This is a genomic window from Reyranella sp. (assembly GCF_965229815.1).
Classification (GTDB): domain Bacteria; phylum Pseudomonadota; class Alphaproteobacteria; order Reyranellales; family Reyranellaceae; genus Reyranella.
The window spans coordinates 1,182,476-1,206,613 of record NZ_CBDDJN010000002.1; the positions used below are offsets into that span (position 1 = coordinate 1,182,476).

The 24,138-nt window shown below is 69.3% G+C and carries 20 protein-coding genes and 1 tRNA gene; 9 read left to right on the forward strand and 12 right to left on the reverse strand.

From position 1 onward, the window contains the following. Positions 1–7: 7 nt before the first annotated feature. The 8 genes from ACO073_RS06120 to ACO073_RS06155 all read right to left on the reverse strand — a co-directional run bounded on the left by ACO073_RS06120 (position 8) and on the right by ACO073_RS06155 (position 10,738). A complete protein-coding gene (locus ACO073_RS06120; protein WP_421996267.1) occupies positions 8–709 on the reverse strand; it encodes a CoA transferase subunit A in 702 nt (233 codons plus the stop codon). Positions 710–760: 51 nt separating this feature from the next. Beyond that, on the reverse strand, positions 761–1,576 hold the full coding sequence (locus tag ACO073_RS06125; RefSeq protein WP_421996268.1) for an alpha/beta hydrolase: 816 nt from the start codon (positions 1,574–1,576) through the stop codon (positions 761–763). A gap of 37 nt (positions 1,577–1,613) precedes the next feature. Then, the gene (locus tag ACO073_RS06130; RefSeq protein ID WP_421996269.1) at positions 1,614–2,489 is read right to left on the reverse strand and encodes a DMT family transporter; all 876 of its coding nucleotides are present in this window, start codon (positions 2,487–2,489) and stop codon (positions 1,614–1,616) included. 129 nt (positions 2,490–2,618) lie between these two features. Next, positions 2,619–7,163 (reverse strand): glutamate synthase large subunit, encoded by a 4,545-nt coding sequence (gene gltB, locus ACO073_RS06135; protein WP_421996270.1) that lies wholly within the window; start codon positions 7,161–7,163, stop codon positions 2,619–2,621. A 117-nt stretch (positions 7,164–7,280) separates the two neighbouring features. Further along, positions 7,281–7,463 carry a 4-oxalocrotonate tautomerase gene (locus ACO073_RS06140; protein WP_305192414.1) on the reverse strand — a complete coding sequence of 61 codons (183 nt, stop codon included), beginning with the start codon at positions 7,461–7,463 and terminating at the stop codon, positions 7,281–7,283. Positions 7,464–7,480: 17 nt separating this feature from the next. Beyond that, complete coding sequence (locus ACO073_RS06145) at positions 7,481–8,092, reverse strand: glutathione S-transferase family protein (protein WP_421996271.1); 612 nt, start codon at positions 8,090–8,092, stop codon at positions 7,481–7,483. A 5-nt stretch (positions 8,093–8,097) separates the two neighbouring features. Beyond that, entirely contained in the window at positions 8,098–9,534 is a 1,437-nt protein-coding gene (locus ACO073_RS06150; RefSeq protein ID WP_421996272.1) for an NAD(P)-dependent oxidoreductase, read from the reverse strand. A 253-nt stretch (positions 9,535–9,787) separates the two neighbouring features. Then, positions 9,788–10,738 carry a complex I NDUFA9 subunit family protein gene (locus ACO073_RS06155; RefSeq protein ID WP_421996273.1) on the reverse strand — a complete coding sequence of 317 codons (951 nt, stop codon included), beginning with the start codon at positions 10,736–10,738 and terminating at the stop codon, positions 9,788–9,790. A gap of 109 nt (positions 10,739–10,847) precedes the next feature. On the opposite strand from ACO073_RS06155, the gene ACO073_RS06160 reads away from it, so the two are divergent. From ACO073_RS06160 to ACO073_RS06175, 4 genes are all read left to right on the forward strand, one after another. Then, positions 10,848–10,932 (forward strand) — tRNA-Leu (locus tag ACO073_RS06160). Between the two features lie 26 nt (positions 10,933–10,958). After that, positions 10,959–11,570: a ribonuclease D gene (locus ACO073_RS06165; protein ID WP_421996274.1), complete on the forward strand. Its 612-nt coding sequence runs from the start codon at positions 10,959–10,961 to the stop codon at positions 11,568–11,570. Between the two features lie 270 nt (positions 11,571–11,840). Further along, positions 11,841–13,379, forward strand: coding sequence for an RNA polymerase factor sigma-54 (gene rpoN / locus ACO073_RS06170; RefSeq protein WP_421996275.1), 1,539 nt, complete (start codon positions 11,841–11,843; stop codon positions 13,377–13,379). Positions 13,380–13,493: 114 nt separating this feature from the next. Further along, complete coding sequence (locus ACO073_RS06175; protein ID WP_421996276.1) at positions 13,494–13,964, forward strand: PTS sugar transporter subunit IIA; 471 nt, start codon at positions 13,494–13,496, stop codon at positions 13,962–13,964. Positions 13,965–14,004: 40 nt separating this feature from the next. Here the strand turns inward: ACO073_RS06175 and ACO073_RS06180 are convergent, their stop codons facing one another. Together ACO073_RS06180 and ACO073_RS06185 are read right to left on the reverse strand one after the other, a co-directional pair. Next, positions 14,005–14,223: a hypothetical protein gene (locus ACO073_RS06180; RefSeq protein ID WP_421996277.1), complete on the reverse strand. Its 219-nt coding sequence runs from the start codon at positions 14,221–14,223 to the stop codon at positions 14,005–14,007. Positions 14,224–14,243: 20 nt separating this feature from the next. After that, complete coding sequence (locus ACO073_RS06185) at positions 14,244–14,711, reverse strand: Hsp20 family protein (protein ID WP_421996278.1); 468 nt, start codon at positions 14,709–14,711, stop codon at positions 14,244–14,246. 189 nt (positions 14,712–14,900) lie between these two features. On the opposite strand from ACO073_RS06185, the gene ACO073_RS06190 reads away from it, so the two are divergent. Further along, positions 14,901–16,652, forward strand: a complete 1,752-nt coding sequence (locus ACO073_RS06190) for a heparinase II/III family protein (protein ID WP_421996279.1) — start codon at positions 14,901–14,903, stop codon at positions 16,650–16,652. Between the two features lie 130 nt (positions 16,653–16,782). On the opposite strand, the gene trpS is transcribed toward ACO073_RS06190, so the two are convergent. After that, positions 16,783–17,847 (reverse strand): tryptophan--tRNA ligase, encoded by a 1,065-nt coding sequence (gene trpS, locus ACO073_RS06195; RefSeq protein ID WP_421996280.1) that lies wholly within the window; start codon positions 17,845–17,847, stop codon positions 16,783–16,785. 310 nt (positions 17,848–18,157) lie between these two features. Here trpS and ACO073_RS06200 point away from each other — a divergent pair, with 310 nt between their 5' ends. Genes ACO073_RS06200 through ACO073_RS06215 form a run of 4 tightly spaced genes read left to right on the forward strand, consistent with a single transcriptional unit; the run spans position 18,158 to position 22,539 of the window. Continuing rightward, positions 18,158–19,948: a peptide ABC transporter substrate-binding protein gene (locus ACO073_RS06200; protein ID WP_421996281.1), complete on the forward strand. Its 1,791-nt coding sequence runs from the start codon at positions 18,158–18,160 to the stop codon at positions 19,946–19,948. Positions 19,949–19,991: 43 nt separating this feature from the next. Next, the gene (locus tag ACO073_RS06205; RefSeq protein ID WP_421996282.1) at positions 19,992–20,687 is read left to right on the forward strand and encodes an HAD family hydrolase; all 696 of its coding nucleotides are present in this window, start codon (positions 19,992–19,994) and stop codon (positions 20,685–20,687) included. 25 nt (positions 20,688–20,712) lie between these two features. Further along, positions 20,713–21,561, forward strand: a complete 849-nt coding sequence (locus ACO073_RS06210) for an SMP-30/gluconolactonase/LRE family protein (RefSeq protein ID WP_421996283.1) — start codon at positions 20,713–20,715, stop codon at positions 21,559–21,561. Between the two features lie 36 nt (positions 21,562–21,597). Continuing rightward, positions 21,598–22,539 carry a succinylglutamate desuccinylase gene (locus ACO073_RS06215; RefSeq protein ID WP_421996284.1) on the forward strand — a complete coding sequence of 314 codons (942 nt, stop codon included), beginning with the start codon at positions 21,598–21,600 and terminating at the stop codon, positions 22,537–22,539. On the opposite strand, the gene murJ is transcribed toward ACO073_RS06215, so the two are convergent. Continuing rightward, complete coding sequence (gene murJ, locus ACO073_RS06220) at positions 22,508–24,091, reverse strand: murein biosynthesis integral membrane protein MurJ (protein ID WP_421996285.1); 1,584 nt, start codon at positions 24,089–24,091, stop codon at positions 22,508–22,510. The two genes, ACO073_RS06215 and murJ, sit on opposite strands and share 32 nt — an antisense overlap. Positions 24,092–24,138 lie beyond the last annotated feature (47 nt).

The window sequence follows — 24,138 nt, forward strand, 5'->3', positions numbered from 1 at the left end:
GCGCCGGTCAGGCCTTGCGCGTGGTCCGTTGCTCGATCTTCTTGTCGTACGGGGCGCCGCACAGGATGCGGTTCACGAAGATGCCGGGCGTATGGATATGGTCGGGGTCGAGCGCGCCGACCGGCACCAGCTCCTCGACCTCGGCGACGCAGACCTTGGCCGCCGTCGCCATCATCGGATTGAAGTTCCGCGCCGCCTTGCGATAGACGAGGTTGCCGGCGGCATCGCCCTTCCACGCCTTGACCAGCGCGAGGTCGCCGACCAGACCGCGCTCCATGACGTATTCCTGGCCGTCGAAGACCTTGGTCTCCTTGCCCTTGGCGACCTCGGTCCCGACTCCGGTCTTGGTGTAGAAGGCCGGGATGCCGGCGCCGCCGGCGCGGCAGCGCTCGGCCAGCGTGCCCTGCGGGTTGAACTCGATCTCGAGCTTGCCCTCGAGGTAGAGCTTGGCGAAGGTCTTGTTCTCGCCGACGTAGGACGAGATCATCTTCTTGACCTGCCCGGTCTCGAGCAGCAGCCCCAGCCCCTCGCCGTCGATGCCGGCATTGTTGCTGACGCAGGTCAGGTCCTTGACGCCCGCGTCGCGCACCGCGCGGATCAGCTTGTCGGGGATGCCGACCAGGCCGAAGCCGCCGCACATCACCATCATGCCGTCCGCCAGCACGCCCTCGAGCGCCGACCTGGCATCCTTGTAGACCTTGTTCGCCATCGTCTCCGGCCCTGCAAATCCTGTACCGCCCGCATATCAATCGGCGGCGGATCAGTCCAGCAAGAGGGGAAGTTGCCGCGTCAGCACGCCGTCGGGATCGCGCAGCTCGTGGGTAATGGTGAAGTGGTCGGCGCCGGCGACCGGGATCAGCGGCCCCGGCAGGTGCTGGGCCGAGCGCTTGGCGTGCAGGGCACGGCTGTCGCCCACCAGCGGCGGCAGCTCGGCCGTGCCGTAGGTGATGGCGAGCGGCTTGGGCACCATCGGCAGGCGCAGCGGCGACAGGGCGGCGAGCTCGCCGTCCGTGAGCTGCAGCTTGTCGTTGAGGTAGGTGTCGCGGATCGGGCCGAGCTCGAACACGCCCGACACCGCCATGCCGGCGCTGACGCGACGATGGCCGAGGCACTGTGCCGTCAGGTGTCCGCCGGCCGACCAGCCCGACAGCACGACCTTGCCCTCGATGCCGTGAGCAGCGCCGTTGGCGGCCAGCCAGTCGAGCGCGGCGTCGATCTCGGCCACGATCTCGGTCAGGGAGGCATCCGGCGCCAGCGTGTAGCCGGGCAGCGCGCCCGCCCAGCCATGGGCATGGATGCCGGCGATCAGGCTGGCGAACTGGTCGCGGCTGTTGCGCTGCCAATAGCCGCCATGGATGAAGACCAGGCACGGCGCGTTGCGGTCCTTGGCCGGGAAGAGGTCCCAGACGTTGCGCTCCTTCGGCCCGTAACGCAGGTCGAGATGGCGGGGGTGCTTCTCGCGGAAGGCGGCGGAGGCGGCGATGCGCTGGTCGTTCAGCGCCGGGCTGTTCTTGACCGCGTCGCTGTTGTTGTAGGCCGCGTCGCGCTCGGCCCTGGTCATCATTCCCCAGTTCATCGCTCCCGCCTCCATCACGCACTCCTCCGCACTGGATTCAACGGTTCCTGTCCAGGACGACGATAGCAATTCCCGCGATCACCAGCGCGGTTCCCAGCACGAGGCCGGGCGTGATGCGCTCGCCGAACAGCGCGGCAGAGGCGGCGATGCCGACCAGCGGCGTGCCCAGCATGCCGAGCGAGCCGGTGACGGGCGGCAGCGTGCGGGCCACCGAGACCGCCGCCCAGGTGCCGACCGGCCCGGCGAAGGTGCCGATGTACAGCAGGGCGATCCAGAGGTCGGCACTGGCGGGATCAAGGTGGCCGTGCGGCTCCAGCAGCAGGGCGAGCGCCCACAGGAGGCCGGCCGCCACCGCCATCTGCCACGGCAGCACGTCGAGCGGCGTGCCGCGCCAGCGATGGCGGCGCGCGTGCAGGATGGCGATCGCCCAGGAAAAGCCGGCCAGCAGCAGCCAGAAATGGCCGGCGACGACGGCGCGATCGGACCAGTCGAGACGGGCCGGGTCGATCAGCACGGCGACTCCCGCCATGCCCAGCGTGACGCCCAGCAGGCCGCGCCAGCCGACCCGTTCGCCGACCAGCAGCGACAGCGGCACCATCCACAGCACCGCGGTGTAGCTGAGCACCCCCGAGCGGCCCGGCGGCACGACCTGGACGCCCATGTTGGCGAGCGCGAAGTAGATCGTGAGCTGGAACACCCCGACCGACAGCACGACGGGCCAGTCGCCGCGGTGCGGCCAGGCGAGGCGGCGCAGGATGGCCAGCAGCGCGAAGGCGCTCAGCGCCGACAGCGAGGCCCGCGCGGCGGCCAGCCAGACCGGCGTGCTGGCCGTGAGCCCGATCTTGAGCACCGGGAAGGCCAGCCCGAACAGCAGCACGGCTGCGACGAGCTGGAGGTAGGCGATGCGATTCACGTCAGGGCTTAGGTTCCTCTCCCCCGCTAGGGGGAGAGGCTAGGAGAGGGGGCCAGGCCTGTCTGCAACCCCCTCTCCCAACCTCTCCCCCTAGCGGGGGAGAGGAGGATGAAGGGGAGAGGTCGTCGTCTACGCCCGCTTCGCCTCGGCCGAGGACAGCGGCACCGGCAGGCGGGACAGCATCTCCTTGGGCACAACCTGCCAGAAGCGCTCGACCTCGCGGTTCCAGTCGTTCAGCAGGCGGGCGCCGAGCGGCGACTTGGTCTCGGCGACATGCTCCTCGACCAGCGCCTTCACGACGCCTTCCCAGTGCGGATGGTCGATGCGCTGCCAGCTCACCGACTCGGGGTTGACCTTGAGCGTGAAGGCATTCTCGGGATCGTAGACGAAGGCCATGCCGCCGGTCATGCCGGCGCCGAAGTTGATGCCGAGCGCGCCCAGGATCACCGCCGTGCCGCCGGTCATGTACTCGCAGCCGTTGGAGCCGACGCCCTCGACCACCGCATCGGCGCCGGAGTTGCGGACCGCGAAGCGCTCGCCGGCGCGACCCGAGGCGAACAGCTTGCCGGCGGTGGCGCCGTAGAGGACCGTGTTGCCGATGATGGCGTTGGCCTCCGGCACCAGCGGGCTCGACACGGTCGGCTTGACCACGATGGTGCCGCCGCTCAGCCCCTTGCCGACATAGTCGTTGGCGTCGCCGAACACTTCGAGCTTCATGCCGCGCACGGCGAAGGCGCCCAGCGACTGGCCGGCGGTGCCGCGCAGGCGCACGGTCACCGTGTCGGGCTGCAGCCCGGACATGCCGTACTTGCGGGTGATCATGGCGGCCAGCCGCGTGCCGACGGCGCGGTGCGTGTTCCGCACGCTGTACTGAAGCTGCATCTTCTCGCGGTGAGTGAACAGCGGCTGGGCGTCGCGGATCATCTGCGCGTCCAGCGTGTCGGGCACCTCGTTGCGGCCCACGACCGTGCAATGCACCGTCTCGCGCCCGCCGTCGGCCCGCGTCAGCAGCGGGTTGAGGTCGAGGTCGTCGAGGTAGCGGGCGCCGCGGCTCACCTGCTTCAGCAGGTCGGAGCGGCCGACGATCTCGGTCAGCGAGCGGTAGCCGAGCTGGGCCAGGATCTCGCGCACCTCCTCGGCGACGAAGCTGAACAGGTTCACGACCTTCTCGGGCGTGCCCTCGAACTTGGCGCGCAGCTGGGGGTCCTGCGTGCAGACGCCGACCGGGCAGGTGTTGGAATGGCACTGGCGCACCATGATGCAGCCCATGGCGATCAGCGAGGCGGTGCCGATGCCGTACTCCTCGGCGCCCAGCATGGCGGCGATCACCACGTCGCGGCCGGTCTTGATGCCGCCGTCGGTGCGCAGCAGCACCTTGTCGCGCAGCCGATTGAGCGTCAGCACCTGGTGGGTCTCCGACAGGCCCATCTCCCAGGGGATGCCGGCATACTTGATGCTGGTCTGGGGCGAGGCGCCGGTGCCGCCGGAATGGCCGGAGATGAGGATCACGTCGGCCTTGGCCTTGGCGACGCCGGCCGCGACCGTGCCGATGCCCGAGCGGGCGACCAGCTTCACCGTGACCCGCGCCTCGGGATTGATCTGCTTCAGGTCGTAGATGAGCTGCGCCAGGTCCTCGATCGAGTAGATGTCGTGGTGCGGCGGCGGGCTGATCAGGCTGACGCCGGGCGTCGAATGGCGCAGGCGGGCGATCATCTCGCTGACCTTGAGGCCGGGCAGCTGGCCGCCCTCGCCGGGCTTGGCGCCCTGGGCGACCTTGATCTCGAGCTCGCGGCAGTTGTTCAGGTACTCCGCCGTGACGCCGAAGCGGCCCGACGCCACCTGCTTGATGGCCGACGAGGCGTTGTCGCCGTTGGAGCGCGCCGTGTAGCGCGCCGGATCCTCGCCGCCTTCGCCGGAATCGGACTTGGCGCCGATGCGGTTCATGGCGATCGACAGCGTCTCGTGCGCCTCGGGGCCGAGCGCGCCCAGCGAGATGCCGGGGGCGACCAGCCGCTTGCGCAGCTCGGTGATCGATTCGACTTCGTCGATGGGGATCGGCGCGCGGTCGGTGCGGAAGTCGAGCAGGTCGCGCAGGTTGATCGGGGGCAGGCGGCGGACCTGCTCGCTGTACTTGCGGAACTTCTCGTAGGACTCGGTGTTCACCGCGTCCTGCAGCATGTGGATGAGGTTGCCCTCGAAATTGTGCCGGTCGCCGCCGTGGCGCGTCTTGTAGAAGCCGCCGATCGGCAGGGCGATCACGTCCTCGTCGAAGGCGCGGGCATGCTGGCGGGCGATCTTCTCCTGGATGCCGCGCAGGCCGATGCCGGACAGGCGCGAGGGCATGCCCGGGAAGAATTCCTGGACCAGCGAGCGCGACAGGCCGACCGCCTCGAAGTTGCAGCCGCCGCGGTACGACGACAGGACGGAGATGCCCATCTTGGACATCACCTTCAGCAGGCCCTCGTCGAGCGCCTTCTTGTAGTGGGCCAGGCACTGGGCGAGCGTGAGCTTGCCGAAAAGGCCGCGGGCGTGGCGCGCGGCGATCGTCTCCTCGGCGAGATAGGGGTTCACCGTGGTCGCGCCGACGCCGATGATGACCGCGGCATAGTGCACGTCCATGCACTCGGCCGAGCGCACGTTGAGCGAGGTGAAGGTGCGCAGCGACTGGCGCACCAGGTAGGAATGCACGCCGCCCGCCGCCAGGATCATCGGCAGGGCGATCCGGTCGGGGCCGACATTGGCGTCGGTCAGCACGATGTGCAGGCAGCCGCGGCGCACCGCCTCCTCGGCCTCGCGGCAGATCCGCTCGAAGGCCTGGCGCATGTTGCCGTCGCCCTGGCCGGGATCGAACGTGCAGTCGATGCGCGCGGCGCTCTCGCCCATGTAGCGCCGCATCGCCTCGAACTCGGCGTTGAGCAGGATCGGCGACTGCAGGGACAGCATCTCGCTCTGCTGCGCGCTCTCGTCGAGGATGTTGCCGAGATTGCCCAGGCGCGTGCGGATCGTCATCACGTTGCGCTCGCGCAGGGAATCGATCGGCGGGTTCGTCACCTGGCTGAAGTTCTGCCGGAAATAGTGGTGCATGCCGCGATAGGTGTCCGACAGGACCGCCAGAGGCGCGTCGTCGCCCATCGAGCCGACGGCCTCCTTGCCGTCCTCGACCATGGGATGGAGGATCATCTCGAGATCCTCGACCGACCAGCCGACGGCGAACTGTCGCCGCCGCAGCTCGTCCGGCGCGAAGCGCTCGACCGCCGGCGCGTCCTGGCGGATCAGCGAATCGAGCTCGACGGTGCGGGTCGTCCACTGCGCATAGTCGTGCGTGGCGGCCAGCATGTCCTTCAGCTCGCCGTCCTTGTAGAGCCGCGGCTGCTCCATATCGACGGCCAGCATCTCGCCCGGGCCGAGGCGGCCCTTCTCGACGATGCGGCTCTCGTCCTGGGGCACCATGCCGGCCTCGGAGCCGGCGATCAGCAGCTCGTCGGCGGTGCGCACGTAGCGCAGCGGCCGCAGCCCGTTGCGATCGAGGCCGACCAGCGCCCACTTGCCGGCGACCGCGGCGATCGCCGCCGGACCATCCCACGGCTCCATGACGCCGTTGACGTAGTTGTACATGGCGCGGTGATGCGGCGGCACGGTCGGGTTCGAGGCCGAGGCCTCGGGGATCATCATGGTCTTGACCATCGGCAGGTTGCGATGGCCGCGCACCAGCAGCTCGAAGACATTGTCGAGCGCCGACGAATCGGAGGCCTCGGGCTGGATGATCGGCTTCAGGTCCTCGATGGCGCGCCCGAAGCTGTCGTGCGCCAGCCGCGCCTCGTGGCTCTTCATCCAGTTGACGTTGCCCAGGATGGTGTTGATCTCGCCGTTGTGGGCCAGCACGCGGAACGGCTGGGCGAGCTTCCACTGCGGGAAGGTGTTGGTCGAGTAGCGCTGGTGGAAGATCGCGAAGCGCGAGACGAAGCGCTCGTCGAGCAGGTCGGGGTAGAAGGCCGACAGGTGCTCGGCGAGGAACATGCCCTTGTAGACGACCGAGCGGCAGGACAGCGAGCAGACGTAGAACTCCGGGATGTTCTCGGCGATCGCCGCCTTCTCCATGCGCCGGCGCAGGATGTAGAGCTGCTTCTCGAACTCGCGGTTGTCGAGCGCGGGGTTGCCGCGGCCGATCAGGATCTGCTCGATCTCCGGCCGGGTGGCGTTGGCCTTCTCGCCGATCACCGAGATGTCGACCGGGACCTGGCGCCAGCCCAGGATCGAATGGCCGAAGCGCAGGATCTCGGTCTCGACGATGGTGCGGCAGCGCTCCTGGGCCTGCAGGTCGGTGCGCGGCAGGAACACCATGCCGACGGCGATGCGGCCGACCTCGGGGTCCTCGCCGCTCTGGTCGCGCACGTGCTCGCGGAAGAAGTCCTGCGGGATCTCGACATGGATGCCGGCGCCGTCGCCGGTCTTGCCGTCGGCGTCGACGGCGCCCCTGTGCCACACGGCCTTCAGCGCATCGATGCCCGCGGCGACGACGTCGCGGCGGCGCTTGCCGTCCAGCGCCACGACCAGGCCCACGCCGCAGGAGTCCATCTCCCGGGCGGGGTTGTAGCCGTAGGCGTCGGTCAGCCTGGCGGTGCCGCTCTGATAGTCGCGGACGAACTGCTGTGCATCGAAAGGACGTGCGGACATGACGTAGTTCCCTTTGCCGTCATCCCGACCGGAGCGCCGCAGGCGCGGAGCGGAGGGACCTTTCATGAAAGGTCCCTCGACTGCGCTGCGCTCCGCTCGGGATGACGGCTTTGTTGATCAGTCTGAAAAGAGCTTCCCGGCCTCGGCCCAGTTCTCTTTCTTGATGTCGGTCAGGATGATCTGCACCGCGTCGGGGGTGCAGCCGAGCGCGCGGCAGGTGCCCTCGGTCAGCTCCTTGGCGAGCTTGCGGCGCTGCTCGAGCGTGCGGCCCTCGAACATCTGGACGTTGATCATCGGCATGGCTGTTTCTCCCTCTGTCAGTTCCTGCGGTCGATCGACACGTCGCCCGCATGGCCGGCGACCCGCGCCATCCAGGCGTTGACGTGCGGGAAGGCGTCGAGATTGAAGCCGCCCTCGCCCGCGACGTGGGTGTAGGCATAGAGCGCGATGTCGGCCAGCCCGAACGTCCCCGAGACGAAGTAGGGATGGCGGGCGAGGTGATGCTCCATGACGCCGAGTGCGGCGTAGCCCTTCTCCATGCGTCCGGGCAGCTCCATCTCCTGCAGCGGCGACAGCCGGGGCAGGAAGTGCTTCCAGAAGCGCACCGTCGCGATGAACGGCTCGTGGCTGTACTGCTCGAAGAACATCCACTGCAGCGTTTCGGCCCGCGCCCTGCGGTCCGCCGGCGCGAGCACGGTGCCCTCGGCCAGGTACCAGATGATGGCGTTGGATTCGAAGAGATGGCTGCCGTCCTCGAGTTGCAGCGTGGGAATGCGGCCGTTCGGGTTGCGGGCGAGGAACTCCGGCGTGCGGGTCTCGCCCTTCAGGATGTCGCATTCGACCAGCCGGTAGGGCAGGCCGAGATGCGCCAGCACGAGGCGCACCTTGTATCCGTTGCCCGATCCCATGAAGTCGTAGAGCGTCAACATGGCGCTTACGCCGCCGCGGCCGCCGGCCGCGCCTTGGCCGAGAGATAGCCGTGGATGCGCTCGGCCGCGTCGCGGCCGTCGCGCACCGCCCACACGACCAGCGAGGCGCCGCGCACGATGTCGCCGGCGGCGAACACGCCGTCGAGGCTGGTCGCCATGCTCCGCCAGTCGATCTTGAGCGTGCCCCAGCCGGTGACGGCGAGGTCGGCGGCGTCGAACGCGGCCGGCAGATCCTCGGGGTCGAAGCCCAATGCCTTCAGCACCAGGTCGGCCTCTACGTTGACGTGGCTGTTCGGGATCTCCTGCGGCGTCTGGCGCCCGGTCGCGTCGGGCATGCCGAGATGGATGCGCACCGAGCGGACGTGGCTCACCGCCTCCTTGCCCAGGAAGGATTGCGGCGCCGTCAGCCAGACGAACTCGACGCCCTCCTCCTCGGCGTGCTTCACCTCGCGCTGCGAGCCCGGCATGTTGGCGCGGTCGCGGCGGTAGAGGCACTTCACCGACTTCGCGCCCTGGCGCACCGCGGTGCGCACGCAGTCCATCGCCGTGTCGCCGCCGCCCAGCACCACGACGTGCTTGCCCTTCGCGTCCAGCGCGCCGGAGTCGAAGTCCGGCACCTCGTCGCCCAGTCCCTGGCGGTTGGAGGTGGTGAGAAAGTCCAGCGCCGCGACGATGCCCGGCAGTCCGACGCCCGGCGCGGCGATGTCGCGCGCCTTGTAGACGCCGGTGGCGATCAGCAGGGCGCCATGGCGGGCGCGCAGCTCGGCCAGCGACACGTCGCGCCCGACCTCGCAGTTCAGCACGAAGGTCACCTTCGACTGGCGCAGCAGCGCCTCGCGCCGCTGCACGATCTCCTTCTCGAGCTTGAAGTTGGGAATGCCGTAGATCAGCAGGCCACCGACCCGGTCGTAGCGGTCGTACACCGTCACCTGGTAGCCCTTGCGCCGGAGCTGCTCGGCGGCGGCGAGGCCGGCCGGGCCCGCCCCGACGATGCCCACGCTTTCCGGGCGCTCGCGGCGCGGCGCGATCGGCTTCACCCAGCCTTCGTCCCAGGCGGTGTCGGTGATGTAGCGCTCGACCGACCCGATGGTCACCGATTCGAAGCCCTTCTCGATGACGCAGTTGCCCTCGCAGAGCCGGTCCTGCGGGCAGATGCGGCCGCAGATCTCGGGGAAATTGTTGGTCGCCGAGGAGAGCTCGTAGGCCTCCTCGAGGCGGCCCTCGGCGGTGAGCTTCAGCCAGTCCGGGATGTTGTTGTGCAGCGGGCAATGGATCTGACAGAACGGCACGCCGCACTGCGAGCAGCGCGACGCCTGCTCGGCCGCCTTGTCGCGCGCGAAGTCGGCGTAGATCTCGTCGAAATCCCGGCGCCGCTCGGCCGCCGGCCGCTTGTCCGGCAGCGCCTGCGGCGTGGCCACGAACTTCAGCATTCTCTCGGTCACGACGGAATCCTGTCGGGGGTTACGTGAAATATAATTACGCAAGAAGCGAGCCGAAGGCGCCAAAGCTGCGTCTTCAGCCGCTATTCAGCATGGTTCGGCAGATAAGTCAATATATCTGACCTAATTTGAAGACGGTCGGCGGTTGATCGATACATCATTTCTGTTTGCGAATCATGACGATCTTCAAAAAGAACCGAAAAGGGACTAATTGGAAAGGCCAAGCAAGAGCACCGGTCCTCGACGGGCCGACGAATCAGGCTGGCGCGTGCTGGTTGTAACGGCCTCCAGCGCGATAGCGATCGAGGTAGGTCGGCAGGATGACCTCGGCCGCCACCGGCTCGATCCCGAGATCGGCCAGACCCTTGGCGCCGCCGCGCACGACATTGTCGTGAACCATCAGCTCGACCTGGTCGGGGGTCAGGGGCGGCACCGGCAGGAATTGGGCGAACCAGCCGCCAATGCGCATCAGGCCGGCCGGAATGCCGATGACGGGCTTGTCGCGGTCGATCTCGCGCAGGGTGAGCGCGGCGATCTCGCGGTAGGTGTAGACCCTGGGGCCGCCCAGCTCGAAGACGGTGCGCACGGTGTCGGGCCGGGACAGGACGGCGACCGCCGCCGCCGCGACATCGCCCACGAAAACCGGCTGCACCCGCGCCTTGCCGTCGCCGGCGACGGGCATGAAGGGCGCGATCAGCGTCGGCAGGGCGGCAAACTTGGCCATGCGATTGAAAAGCGCATCCTCGGGCCCGAAGACGACGCTCGGCCGCAGGATGGTCGCGTCCGGGAAGCCCGCGACGATCGCATCCTCGGCGTCCACCTTGGAGCGCACGAAGGCGTTCCTCGAGGACCGGCTGTCGGCGCCGATGCCGGAGACGTGGACCAGCCGCCGGACGCCCGCGGCGCGGGCCGCCTCGGCGATGGCGCGCGCACCCTCGACATGGACCGCGGCATAGCGCTGACGGCCGCGCTGGAAGGGGATGCCCGCGGCGTTGACGACGGCCTGGCTGCCGGCAATGGCGGCGCCGACCGAGTCCCGCATCCGCAGGTTGGTCCGCATCAGCGTGATCTGGCCGACGTCGCCCGCCGTCTTGACGCTCTCGGCGAGCTCGATGCGCCGGCAGGCGACCCGGACCAGCATGCCCTCCGCCGCCAGGGCGCGAGCGATGGTCCGGCCGATGAAGCCGGAGCCTCCGAAAACCGTCACTTGGCGGATGTCGTCCATGGCTGCTGCCTATAGCTCATTGCCGGCGCGGCGCAAGGTTGACATCCGCTCGGCCCGGCCGTAACTCACCGCCCTCTAGCCCGCATGCCGTGCCCAGGTGGCGGAATTGGTAGACGCACTAGTTTCAGGTACTAGCGCCGCGAGGCGTGGAAGTTCGAGTCTTCTCCTGGGCACCATGCGAGGCTTGAGAGGCACCCCCTAGATGGCCATCACCCTTCACCGCGGCGACCTTCCCGCCGGCCTCTCGCTCGGCCCCGTGATCGCCGTCGACACCGAGACGATGGGCCTCAACCCGCATCGTGACCGGCTGTGCCTGGTGCAGCTCTCGGCCGGCGACGGAGACGCCCATCTGGTTCAGATCCCGCGCGGCCCGGCGAACGCCCCCCGTCTGTCGGCGCTGCTGTCCGATCCGGCGGTGCTGAAGCTCTTCCATTTCGGCCGCTTCGACATCGCCTCCATCGAGAACGCGCTCGGCATCCGCTGCGAGCCGGTCTACTGCACCAAGATCGCCGCGCGGCTGACCCGCACCTTCACCGATCGGTGGGGCCTGAAGGACCTGTGCCGGGAGCTGCTGGGGGTCGATCTGTCCAAGCAGCAGCAGACCTCCGACTGGGGCGCCGACCGGCTCACCGACGAGCAGCTCGCCTACGCGGCCTCCGACGTCCTTCACCTGCATGCGCTGAAGGCCAAGCTGGATGCCCTGCTTGAGCGCGAGGGCCGCACGGAGCTGGCGGCGGCGGCTTTCCGGTTCCTGCCGACGCGCGCCCGTCTCGACCTCGCCGGCTGGCCCGACGTCGACATTTTCGAGCACTGATCGGCCGACCCTTTCCCGGCTTCCCCTGGTGCGCCGTCGGGAGGCTCATTCGCTGCTTTCCGACATGCTCCTGGGCGGGGTAGCCTGCCGCCTTGCGGGCTTCGCGACGATGAGCGGGCGACAGCGCAAGGACTGCCGGGGGCAACGATCGCCGGAGTCAATGCCGGAAGACGCTGAGACCTGCATTTCCGGCGCTTGATTTTTTATTTGGCATGGTTTTTGCTCTCTCTTGCTTTGGGGAGGTCTTGGTAATCTTCCGGGTGGGGGAATATGCGTATCGGTCCGAGTCTCATCCTCGCCTCGCGTCAGACGCTGGCGATGACCCCGCAGCTGCAGCAGGCCATCAAGCTTCTGCAGTTCTCTCATCTTGAGCTCGCCGCCTTCATCCAGCAGGAGCTCGAGAAGAATCCCCTCTTGTCTGAAGGCGCCAGCGACGACGGGCCCCTTTCCGAGCAGGAATCGCCTGTTCCCGACGCGCCGTCGGATACCGCCGAGGCCCTTGCGGCGGCGGCTCCCGCCCTGGCCGATGCCGACGAGCGCTGGACACGCGAATTCGCCGACCGCGGCGGCGACGGCACGGCGAGCCGCGCCGGCCAGCGCGAGGACGCGCCGACGGCCCTGGATTTCGTCGCCGAGCGACCGGTCTCGCTGGCCGTGCACGTGCTCGAGCAGATCGAGCTCACCATTGCCGATCCGGCCGCGCGGCGCATCGCCCTGAAGCTGGCCGAGGGCCTCGACGAGGCCGGCTATTGCCGCCTCGAGGCCGCCGGCGTCGCCGAGGCGCTGGGCGTCGATATTGCCCAGGTCGAGGCGGTCTGGGCGCGCCTGCGCCAGATCGAGCCGGCCGGCCTGTTCGCCCGCACGGTCTGCGAGTGCCTGGCCGCGCAGCTCGCCGAGCGCGATCGCCTCGACCCGGCGATGAAGGCGCTGCTCGACAATCTCGACCTGGTGGCGGCCGGCGAGCTCGGCCAGCTGCGTCGCCGCTGCGGCGTCGACGACGAGGACCTGCGCGAGATGCTGAGCGAGCTGCGCACGCTCGATCCGCGGCCGGGCCAGGCCTTCGACTTCGAGCCCATCCAGCCGGTGGCGCCCGACCTGTTCCTGAGGCCGGCCCGCGATCCCGACAGCGGCGAGGAAGGCTGGTACATCGAGCTCAACACCGATGCGCTGCCCAAGGTGCTGGTCGACCGCAACTACCACGCGACGCTGATGAAGGGTACGCGCGTCAAGTCGGACCGCGACTTCGTGGCCGAGCGCTTTCAGTCGGCGAACTGGCTGGTGAAGACGCTGGAGCAGCGCGCCACGACGATCCTCAAGGTCGCGCGCGAGATCGTGCGCCAGCAGGATGCGTTCTTCCGCCAGGGCGTGAGCGCGCTGCGGCCGCTGGTGCTGCGCGACATCGCCATCGCCACCGAGCTGCACGAGAGCACGGTGAGCCGCGTCACCTCCAACAAGTACATCGCCACGCCGCGCGGCATCTTCGAGCTCAAGTACTTCTTCACCTCGGCGCTGCCGGCGCGCACGCCGGGCGTCGTCGTCTCCTCGGAAGCGGTGCGCTCGCGCATCCGCCATCTGGTCGGCGGCGAGAACGCGCACCAGCCGCTCTCCGACGACCGCATCGTCGACCTGCTCAAGGGCGAGGGCATCGAGATCGCCCGTCGCACCGTCGCGAAGTATCGCGAGGCCATGCGCATTCCCTCTTCCGCCGAGCGCCGCCGCCTGGGGCGGCTGGGTCTGGGCCGCTCGATGGCGCCATCCCTGCCGTCCGCCGCCATCGCGTCCCAGGCGCTCACCGGTCCCGCCGACTGAACCCTCCCGGGTTGTCGGCAGGAGCAGCTTGACCCGCCCGGACGGGCCGCCTATAGGGGCGCCGTCGTTCCGGGCGACCCTCTGGCCTGCGCCCGTTAACCCGTTGGTGACATTGTGGAAATTGCCGATTTGCTGCCCGGCCCGGACGCCGTCCTGGCCAGCGCGAAGGCGCCCGGCAAGAAAGCCCTGCTGGCCGAGCTGGCGGGGCGCGCCGCCCACCTCTACAGCCTCGACGAGCGCCGTCTGTTCGACCGGCTGCTCGAGCGCGAGCGTCTCGGGTCGACCGGGATCGGCGGCGGCATTGCCATCCCGCACGGCCGCATGAGCACGCTCGTCCAGCCGCGCGGCCTGTTCGTCCGGCTCGCCCAGCCGATCGATTTCGATTCGATCGACGAGCGCCCGGTCGACCTCGTGTTCCTGCTGATGGCGCCGGAGGGCGCCGGCGCCGACCATCTCAAGGCGCTGGCGCGAGTCTCGCGCCTGCTGCGCGACCGCAGCCTGCTGGAGAAGCTGCGCGCCACCGAGAGCGCCGAGGCGCTCTATGCCCTGCTCGTCGAGCCGGTGCAGGCCCAGAGCGCCGCCTGAGCGCGACCGGCGCGCCGGGTTCAATGAGTCTCGGTATGCCTCAGTGCACCAGGGCCGGCTCGAGATCGTGCTGGCGGATCAGCGCCTGCGCCAGCTCGACCGAGGGCGCGGTCGCCATTGCCTGGCCGTCGGCCGAGAAGATGCCGATGGCATGCTTGCCGTCCGGCAGGTCGACCGCCTTCACGTAGGCGATCTGCTGCGCGCCCAGGCTGAGAAATGCCTCGTCGGCGAGCGGAAAGAAATTCTGCGTGTTCTCCATGATACCCTCCGTGCCCCGCCTCAGCGCGTTCCCGCGCGGCGTGCCGCGATGTCGATCGTGTTGCCCTCGCTGCCGGCCGGGCGGCCGGCGTCGATGCGGATGGTGCGGATGCGCGGCTCCTGCACGGGCCGCATGAGGTCGATCGACAGGAGCCCATTGTCGAGTCGGGCGCCCGTCACCTCGATGCCGTCGGCCAGCATGAAGGTCCGCTGGAACTGGCGCGCGGCGATGCCGCGATGCAGGTACACCCGGTCGCCGTCGTCGGCCTGGCGGCCGCGGACGCTGAGCTGGTTCTCGACCAGCTCGATGGCAAGGTCCTCGGTGGTGAATCCTGCGACGGCCAGCGTGATGCGCAGGCCGTTCTCGCCGATCCGCTCGATATTGTAGGGCGGATAGCCTTCGGCGTTCTTGGCCAGGCGATCCAGCGTCCGTTCGAGCTGATCGAACCCCAGCAGCAGGGGTGAATTGAACATCGGTACACGACTCATGGGACCCCCCTCCGAGGAGCGAGTGGCCGGGAATCCGTGAAGGCCTTCCCGTGACAAGGATTTGGGGGTGCCGCGAGGGCCGTTCAAGGGGCGGTCCTGCCCCATCGCCACGGCGCTTCGCGTCGGGTAAAATGACCGACCCCTCAACCGCCCGGTGGAACCAACCGGCGGGCCAACGAACAGAAGCAAATGACGCTGGTTGCCTCAGACGTGCGCCGGTCGGGAGAGCCCTTGGTGGCCGGCGCCCGCCCTCCGCGCTCCGCTCCTTCCCGTCCGGCCGCCGCGCGGCGCGGCGCCTCCCGTCCCGCCGGCGGCTGGCTGCTGGGATCGGGCCTCTACTCGATGACCCTGGGCTACGGCTCGCCGCGGAGCTTCTTCGCCGTCGCGCCCGACAGCTGGCCGGGCGACACCGCGATCGGCCAGCGCCTGATCCTGGGCGAGTACCTGGCGCGCGGCATCGCCGGCGCCGTGATGCCGGAGTCCGACGATCCGCCCTGGCGCCGCGAGGGCGCACCGGTCCTCTGGCTCGAGGCCCTGAACGGCTTCTCCTGGCTGCGCGACCTGCGCGACTGCGGCGACCCGTCGGCGGCGCTGCTGGCGGCGCGGCTGGTCGACGACTGGAGCAATCGCGAATGGCGGTGGTCGCCGCTGGCGTGGCGCCGCGACGTGCTGGCCGAGCGCATCGTGTCGTGGATCCGCCACTACGACTGGCTGGCGACGGCCGCCGATCCGGGCTTCGGCTCGCGCTTCGTGTTCGCCCTCGCCCGCCAGCGCGCCCATCTCCGGCGCACGCTGCGGGGCGGGCTGGTCGGGCACGAGGCAGTGGCGGCCTTCAAGGCGCTGATCTTCGCCGACCTCGCCTTCCTGCGCGACGGCAAGCGCTTCGAGAAGAGCCTCGATCAGACCCTGTCGCGGCTGGCGCGCTTCGTGAAGCGCTACGTCCTGCACGATGGCGTGGTTGCCGAGCGGGCGCCCCATCTCCAGCTCGCGGTCCTGCGCCATCTGATCGACGTGCGCACGGCGCTCGCCTCGGCCGAGCGCCGGGCGCCGGCCGAGCTGGTCGCCGCCATCGACCGCATGGCCCCGCTGCTGCGCTTCTTCCGCCACGGCGACGGCGGACTGGCGCTGTTCAACGGCGCCTGGGAGGGCGACCGCACGCTGGTCGACCTCGTCCTGGCGCGCTCGGGCTCGGGCGACGGCCCGCCGATGATGGCGCTGGTGAGCGGCTTCCAGCGCCTGTCGGCCGGAACGTCGCTGGTGATCGCCGATGCCGGCAGCCCGCCCGGCCGCGGCATGGATGGCATCGCCCATGCCGGCACGCTCAGCTTCGAGATGAGCGCCGCGCACGAACGGCTGATCGTGAACTGCGGCACCCATCCCGGCGCACCGCGCGAATGGCGGCACTTCATGCGCTACTCGGCGGCGCATTCGACCGCGATCGTCGACGACACCAACTCGACGGAGATCACCGACCACGGCTCGCTGGAGTATCGCGCCGGCAATGTCGTGGTCGACCGCGCCGACAGCGACGGCGCGCAGTGGCTCGACATGATGCACGACGGCTATCGCTCGCTGTACGGCATCATTCACCGCCGCCGCCTGTGGCTGTCGCCCGACGGCGGCGACCTGCGCGGCGAGGACACGTTCGCCGGCTACGAGGGCCGTGCCGTCACCGTGCCCGACCGGCGGTTCATCGTGCGCTTCCACCTCCATCCCTCGGTCAAGGCGACGCTGGCCCAGAGCGGCCAGGCGGTGCTGATGCGCCTGCCGAGCGGCCGCGGCTGGCGGCTGCGCGCGTCGGGCGCCGGCATCGGCCTGGCCGAGAGCATCTATCTCGGCGAGGAAGGCCGCGTGCGCCGCACCGAGCAGATCGTCCTGGTCGGCCAGGTGCCGGCGGAAGGCACCACCGTGAAGTGGGCGCTGACCCGGATGGAAGGCTGATTGACGTTTCGGGCCTTCGGCCCGTTTCCGATCTGTCGTCCTGAGCGAAGCGAAGGACCTTATCGCCGCTCGCAACCGGCATGAGATCCTTCGCTGCGCTCAGGATGCGCTGGAGCCTTCGCCCCCAGCGTCACGGCTTCAGGAAGCCAACCGTCGCGTAGACCTCGGCCAGGATCGGATCGGCGAGCGCGCGGGCGCGGGCGGCGCCGTCGCGCAGCACGCTATCAACATGGCCCGGATCCTTCATCAGCCGCTGCATCTCGGCGCCCACCGGGCCGAGCTTGGCGACGGCGAGCTCGGTCAGCGCCGCCTTGAACTCCGAGAACTGGCGGCCGGCGAACTCGGCGATCACCTCGGTCTTCTCGCGGTCGGCCAGGGCGGCGTAGATGCCGAGCAGGTTGTCGGCGTCCGGCCGCTTCTCGGCCTCGGCCTCGTTCTCGGGCAAGGGCAGCGGGTCGGTCTTGGCGCGGCGGATCTTGAGCGCGATCGCGTCGGCATCGTCGGTCAGATTGATGCGCGACTGGTCCGAGGGATCGGACTTGCTCATCTTCTTGGTGCCGTCGCGCAGGCTCATGACGCGCGTCGCCGCGCCGAAGATCAGCGGCTCGGTGATCGGGAAGAAGTCCGGCACGGCGAAATCGTTGTTGAACTTGAGGGCGATGTCGCGCGTCAGCTCGAGATGCTGCTTCTGGTCCTCGCCGACCGGCACGTGCGTCGCCTTGTAGATCAGGATGTCGGCGGCCATCAGCGCGGGGTAGGCGAACAGGCCGAGCGAGACGTTCTCGCGGTCCTTGCCGGCCTTCTCCTTGAACTGCGTCATGCGGCTCATCCAGCCCATGCGCGCCACGCAGTTGAAGATCCAGGCGAGCTGGGCGTGCGCCGGCACCATCGACTGGTTGAAGATGATCTGCTTGGAGCCGTCGACGCCGGCCGCCAGGAAGGCCGAGGCGATCTCGCGCGTCTGGGCGGCAAGCAGCTGGGGATCTTGCGGCACGGTGATGGCGTGCTGGTCGACCACGCAGTACAGGCACTCGTAGTCGCTCTGCAGGCGGGCGAAGTTGCGGATGGCGCCCAGATAGTTGCCGAGATGGAGATTGCCGGTCGGCTGCACGCCGGACAGGATGCGGCCCTTGAGGCCGCGGTTCTCATAGGGCGCCAGATGGGGATTGAGCGCCGCGGTCGTGACGTCGGGCATGGGATGTGGACTCCGCTCAGGGTGGAAGGCGCGGGGTTTGGACCTCCGCGCACCCCGCCGGTGGAAGGCGAGGGCGCAGCGGTATGGCCGACCGGACCGGCGGAATCAAGGTCGCCGGGTGCGAGCGACGCAGCTCACGTCGCCTTCACGGCAGGCGAGCTGGTCCTCGAATTCGTTGAGGAGGGCGTGGGCCACGGCGATGGGCTGATGCCGCGACTGGGCAGACGTTGACGGTGGCGGTCGAGCCTGTTTCCATTGATAGTTGCACGTATATTGCACGGCGGCAGCAGCGTTCCAGGAGGATTTTTCGATGAACGAAGGTCGCTTGCGCCATCTGATCGGCCAGGTGAAGTCAGGCAAGGTGTCCCGACGGGCATTCTTGCGCCGGATGGCGGCGGCCGGCTTTGCCGCGCCGCTGGCGAACCAGCTCCTGGCCTACTCGGGCGTCGCCATGGCCCAGTCCAAGCCGGTCTACAAGCCGACCAAGCGAGGCGGCGGCGGCGTGCTGAAAGTGCTTTGGTGGCAGGCGCCGACGCTGCTCAACCCGCACTTTGCAACGGGCACCAAGGACCAGGACGGCTCGCGCCTGTTCTACGAACCGCTGGCCGGCTGGGACAAGGACGGCAACCTCCGGCCCCTGCTCGCCGAGTCGATCCCGAACCGCGAGGACGGCACGCTGGCCGCCGACGGCAAGTCGGTGACCTGGAAGCTGAAGAAGAACGTCAAGTGGCACGACGGCCAGCCCTTCACCGCCGACGACCTCGTCTTCAACTGGCAGTACTCGCGTGATCCCGCGACCGCCGCGGTCACCAGCGGCGTGTACACGGACATCACGGTCGAGAAGGTCGACACGCACACCATCGTCGTGAAGTTCAAGGAGGCGACGCCGTTCTGGGCCGAGGCCTTCGTCGGCGCGGCCGGCATGATCATTCCCAAGCACCTGTTCGCCGACTATATCGGCGGCAAGTCGCGCGAGGCGCCGAACAACCTGAAGCCGGTCGGCACGGGTCCCTACCTGTTCAAGGACTTCAAGCCGGGCGACATGGTGTCGGGCGTCATCAACCCCAACTATCACCAGGACAACCGGCCGTACTTCGACGCCATCGAGATGAAGGGCGGCGGCGATGCGGTGTCGGCGGCGCGCGCGGTGCTGCAGACCGGCGAGTTCGACTTCGGCTGGAACATGCAGGTCGAGGACGAGATCCTGACGCGCCTCGAGAAGAGCGGGAAGGGCCGCGTCGTCATCAACAATGCGGGCTTCATCGAGCACATCCAGCTCAACCAGACCGACCCGTGGACCGAGGTCGACGGCGAGCGCTCGAGCCTCAAGACCAAGCACCCGACGCTCAGCGACCCGGCGGTCCGCCAGGCGCTGGCGCTGCTGGTCGACAAGGATTCGGTCGAAAAGCACATCTACGGCCGTACCGGCCGGGCATCGGCCAACTTCATCTACAATCCGGAACGCTTCCGCTCCAAGAACACCAAGTACGAGTTCAGCGTCGACAAGGCGGTCGACGTGCTGGAGAAGGCCGGCTGGAAGAAGGGCGCCGACGGCATCCGCGAGAAGGACGGCAAGAAGCTGAAGTTCCTCTACCAGACCTCGATCAACCAGCCGCGCCAGAAGAACCAGGCGATCGTCAAGCAGGCCTGCCAGAAGGCCGGCATCGACGTCGAGCTGAAGTCGGTGACGGCCTCGGTGTTCTTCTCGTCCGACGTCTCCAATCCCGACACCTATCCGCACTTCTATGCGGATCTGCAGATGTACAACAACGGCCCGCAGCAGCCGGATCCGGCGGTGTTCCTGCGCCAGTTCTGCTCGTGGGAGGCGGCCACCAAGGCCAACAAGTGGCAGGGCCGCAACATCACGCGCTGGCAGAGCAAGGAATACGACGAGATCTTCAAGGCGGCGCAGGGCGAGCTCGACCCCGTCAAGCGCGCGGCCATGATGATCGAGATGAACGACATGGTCGTGAACAACCACATCGTGATCCCCGTCGTTGCCCGGCCCGTCGTCAGCGCCGTCAGCAACAAGCTCGTGGTCGAGCTCACCGGCTGGGACAACAACACCTGGGATCTGGCGAACTGGTATCGCGAGGGCTGAGCCCTCGCCCCGCGGCGCGGCCGTCGGCTATAAGCCGGCGGCCATGTCTCCTCTGATCATCTTCGACTGCGACGGCGTGCTGGTGGACAGCGAGTTGCTGGAGCATGGCGTGGACGCCCAGCTCCTGGGCCGCTTCGGTTGTCACGCCGACGCCCACGCGCTGATGCACCGCTTCGTCGGCATCGCCCGCACCGACATGTACGACGTGGTGTTCGCCGAACTGGGACGCGAGGTGCCGGCCGGCCTGCTCGAGGAGCGCGAGCAGCTTGTCTGGCGGCTCTGTCGCCAGGATCTCCGCGCGATACCGGACGTCGCGGCGACGCTGGAAAGCCTTCGCGGCCGACCGAAATGCGTGGCCTCGTCCAGTCTGCCCGACAAGCTGGCGATGAAGCTGGAAGCGACCGGGCTTGCCCCGCATTTTGCACCCCACATCTTCAGCACGGCCCGGGTGGAGCGCGGCAAGCCGGCGCCCGACATCTATCTGCATGCCGCCGACGCCGTGGGCCATGCCGCCGCCGACTGCATCGTGGTGGAGGACTCGCCCCATGGCGTTGCCGGCGCGCGCGCCGCTGGCATGGTCGCCATCGGCTTTGCCGGCGGCAGCCACGCCACGGCAGCGCTGTCGCGGGCGTTGAGCGATGCGGGGGCAGCGCTCGTCATCGACCGCATGGCCGATCTTCCGGCAGCCTCGGCCAGCTTGCCGAGCGGAACCAGAAGCGTCGACGACCCTCGCGCCTGAAAAGGCGAGGCTCTACACTGAATGGATGATATTCGGTGGACGGCTGCAACCCGTTCTAGGTGGAGGCCGCTATTTCGAGGCGCCGCGCTGGCAGGCAGGGCGACTCTGGCTGGTCGATGCGGCCGCCCGGACGCTGATCGTGGTCTCGCCGGAGGGCGCGGCGAGCATCGCCTGCCACCTGAAGGGCACTCCCGCCGGGCTGGGCTTCCTGCCGGACGGTACGCCTGTCGTCACCGACATGCACGGTCGGGCGCTCGTGCGCTGCGACGGTAGCGAGCCGAGCGTCCACGCCGATCTCTCGGCGCTGACCGGCACGATCGACGACATGGTGACCGACGGCAGCGGCCGGGCGTTCGTCGGCGACCTGGGCTTCGACCTCAAGACGGGCATCGCGCGCGGCCCGTTCGGGCGGCTGGTCCTGGTCCAGCCGGGCGCTGCGCCGCGGATCGTGGCGGAGGGGCTCGACTTTCCCAACGGCATCGCCCTGTCGCCCGATGGCCGCCTCCTCGTCGTGGCCGAGACCAATGGCGATTGCCTGGCGCGCTTCGCCGTCCGCGACGATGGCGGCCTCGATCTGCTGGGCCGGGTCGGGTCGATCCGGGCACCGGACGGGGTCTGCCTGGACCAGGAGGGCGCTGCCTGGGTGAGCCTGCTCGACGAGTCGGCGTTCGTGAGGCTGGCGCCCGACGGCCGCGTCCTCGACCGCATCGCGGTGCCGGGATGGCGCGGCGTGGCATGCGTGCTGGGCGGCGAGGATCGGCGGACGCTGTTCTGCATCAGCATGCGAAACGACCCGGAGGCGTCCGCGGAGCGGCGAACGCAGTCGCGGCTCGACGCGGCGATTGTCGAAGTCCCCGGGGCAGGCTACCCCTGAGCCTCGACCAGAGGCTCAAGCGGCGGACCTGCACGGATGTCTGATCTTCCCCCGATCGAATACGCCTTCCCCGACATCAGCCGGTGGGAGAAGGGCGACGCGCCGTTCATCCACGTCTTCGACAGCGGCGTGCCCGGGCCGACCGTCATGGTGGCGTCGCTGACGCACGGCAACGAGGTGTCGGGCGCGGTGGTGGTCGACGCGCTGCTGGACCGCGGACTCCGGCCGCGCCGCGGCACGCTGATCTTCTCGTTCAACAATTTCGAGGCCTACCAGCGCTTCGACCCGAAGAACCCGTTCAAGTCGCGCATGGTCGACGAGGACTTCAACCGCACCTGGGGGCGGCTCGATCGGCCGGCAACGACGCTGGAGACGCGACGGGCGCAGGTGGTGAAGCCCTATGTCGAGCGCGCGCATTTCCTGCTCGATCTCCATTCGATGCACGACGATTGCGTGCCCCTGATGCTGTGCGGTCCGCTCGAGCGCGGCATGGAGCTGGCGCGGCGGCTCGGCGCGCCGGCCGACATCGTGCGCGACCGCGGACATGCCGCCGGCATGCGGATGCGCGACTATGGCGCCTTCGGCGATCCCGGCAGCGACCGCACGGCGCTGCTGATCGAGACCGGCCAGCACTGGCGGGCCTCCTCGGTCACCGTGGCCAAGGACGTCACCTGGCGCTTCCTGGTCGAGACCGGCATCGCCGATCCGGCCGACCTGCCGGCCGACTGGAAGCAGCCGGCGCCCGGGCGGCAGCGCGTCGTGCAGGTGACGCAGGCGGTCGCCACCAAGCGCGGCAACTTCACCCCGGTGCGGCGCTTCGAGGGGCAGGAGGTGATCGCCAAGGCGGGCACGGTTCTGGGCCACGACGACGGCGAGCCGGTGGCCACGCCCTACGACGATTGCGTGCTGGTCATGCCCGCCGTGAATCGCCCGCTGAGGGCCGGGGTCACGGTCGTTCGGCTGGGTCGGCTGGTGTGACGGCGGCCGACCGGCGCACCAGGGCGCGGAGTTCCGACGGCCGCACGATGCCGAGAAGGGCGCCGAACCCGGCATAGGCGAGGGCGCCGACGGCGCACAGGCCCGCCAGGCCGAGGCCGCCCAGCCAGCCGGGATGGGCGACCACAGGCCCCAGGAGGCGCAGCGCCAGCCACAGCGCCGCCGCCATGCCCAGCGTCGCCAGCAGCATGCGCAACGTCCGCGACACGAGGCGCTCGTCCGCCACCCAGTGCCGGCGCTTGACCAGGATCGTCGCCAGCAGGGCGGCGTTCAGCCAGCCCGACAGGGAGGAAGCGAGCGCGATGCCGACCTGCGCCAGCGTCGTGCCGTAGAGGAAGACGACGTTCAGGACCACGTTGACCGCGATGGCGCCGGTTGCCACCCACAGCGGCGTGCGCGTGTCCTCGCGGGCGAAGAAGCCCGGAGTCAGCGCCTTGACCAGCACGAAGGCGGGCAGGCCGATGGCGAAGGCGGCCAGCGCGGCGGCGGTGCGCAGCGTGTCGTCGGGCGTGAAGCGGCCGCGCTCGAACAGGATGCGGATGATGGGCTCGGCGAGCAGCCACAGCGCGACGGCCGCCGGCAGGCTGAACAGCAGGCCGAACTCGAGGGCGCGGTTCTGGTTTGCCATCGCCGAGCCGGTCTGGCCGGCGCGCAGCTGGCGGGCCAGCAGGGGCAGCAGCGCCGTGCCGATCGCGATGCCGACGACGCCGAGCGGCAGCTGGGCGATGCGGTCGGCATAGTACAGCGTCGAGATCGTGCCCACCGGCAGGAGCGAGGCCCACACGACGTCGAGCATCGTGCTGATCTGCTGGACGCCGCCGCCGATGGCGACGGGCGTGGCCAGCGTGACCAGCCGCGACACGCGGGCGGTCCAGCGTGGCCGGACCAGGCTCAGCTTCACCCCCTCGCGGGCGCAGGCGACCAGCAGCCACAGCCATTGCAGCACGCCCGCGATCGCGACGCCGATCGCGGCGGCATAGCCGCCGTTGGGCAGGAACGGCGTGAGCCCCAGCACCGCGCCGATCAGCGCCAGGTTGAGCAGGATCGGCGTGGCCGCGACGTGGGCGAAACGGTCGAGGCTGTTCAGCACGCCGCCGTAGAGCGAGGTGAGGGAGATGAACAGCAGGTAGGGGAAGGCGATGCGGCCCAGCGTGACGGCCAGGTCGAAATCGGGTTCGTCGCGCAGGCCGGGCGCCAGCACCGACACGACCAGCGGCATGGCAAGGATGAGCAGGACGGTGAAGGGGAGCAGCACCAGGAGCAGGGCGGCGTGCGCCTCGCGGGCGAAGGTCACGGCCGCGTCTCGCCCGCGCTCGTGGAGCTCGCCGGAGAACAGGGGAACGAACGCGGCCGAGAAGGCACCCTCGGCGAACAGGCGGCGGAAGAAGTTCGGCAGCTTGAACGCGACGAAGAACGCGTCGGCGATGCCGCCGGAGCCCAGCACCGCCGAGAGCACGATGTCGCGCACGAAGCCGACGATGCGGCTGAACAGCGTGAAGCTGCCGACGGTCGCGACGGCCCGGCCAAGGGTCATCGACCGTCGTCCCGGGCGGAGCGAAGGACCTCGGGATGATCGGCTCT

Bases quoted from the DNA above. Each gene is read 5' to 3' on its own strand.
- ACO073_RS06120 (WP_421996267.1), bottom strand. From the start codon at position 709: ATGGCGAACAAGGTCTACAAGGATGCCAGGTCGGCGCTCGAGGGCGTG.
- ACO073_RS06125 (WP_421996268.1), bottom strand. From the start codon at position 1,576: ATGAACTGGGGAATGATGACCAGGGCCGAGCGCGACGCGGCCTACAAC.
- gltB (WP_421996270.1), bottom strand. From the start codon at position 7,163: ATGTCCGCACGTCCTTTCGATGCACAGCAGTTCGTCCGCGACTATCAG.
- ACO073_RS06140 (WP_305192414.1), bottom strand. From the start codon at position 7,463: ATGCCGATGATCAACGTCCAGATGTTCGAGGGCCGCACGCTCGAGCAG.
- ACO073_RS06145 (WP_421996271.1), bottom strand. From the start codon at position 8,092: ATGTTGACGCTCTACGACTTCATGGGATCGGGCAACGGATACAAGGTG.
- ACO073_RS06165 (WP_421996274.1), top strand. From the start codon at position 10,959: ATGGCCATCACCCTTCACCGCGGCGACCTTCCCGCCGGCCTCTCGCTC.
- rpoN (WP_421996275.1), top strand. From the start codon at position 11,841: ATGCGTATCGGTCCGAGTCTCATCCTCGCCTCGCGTCAGACGCTGGCG.
- ACO073_RS06180 (WP_421996277.1), bottom strand. From the start codon at position 14,223: ATGGAGAACACGCAGAATTTCTTTCCGCTCGCCGACGAGGCATTTCTC.
- ACO073_RS06185 (WP_421996278.1), bottom strand. From the start codon at position 14,711: ATGAGTCGTGTACCGATGTTCAATTCACCCCTGCTGCTGGGGTTCGAT.
- ACO073_RS06190 (WP_421996279.1), top strand. From the start codon at position 14,901: ATGACGCTGGTTGCCTCAGACGTGCGCCGGTCGGGAGAGCCCTTGGTG.
- trpS (WP_421996280.1), bottom strand. From the start codon at position 17,847: ATGCCCGACGTCACGACCGCGGCGCTCAATCCCCATCTGGCGCCCTAT.
- ACO073_RS06200 (WP_421996281.1), top strand. From the start codon at position 18,158: ATGAACGAAGGTCGCTTGCGCCATCTGATCGGCCAGGTGAAGTCAGGC.
- ACO073_RS06205 (WP_421996282.1), top strand. From the start codon at position 19,992: ATGTCTCCTCTGATCATCTTCGACTGCGACGGCGTGCTGGTGGACAGC.
- ACO073_RS06210 (WP_421996283.1), top strand. From the start codon at position 20,713: ATGATATTCGGTGGACGGCTGCAACCCGTTCTAGGTGGAGGCCGCTAT.
- ACO073_RS06215 (WP_421996284.1), top strand. From the start codon at position 21,598: ATGTCTGATCTTCCCCCGATCGAATACGCCTTCCCCGACATCAGCCGG.
- murJ (WP_421996285.1), bottom strand. From the start codon at position 24,091: ATGACCCTTGGCCGGGCCGTCGCGACCGTCGGCAGCTTCACGCTGTTC.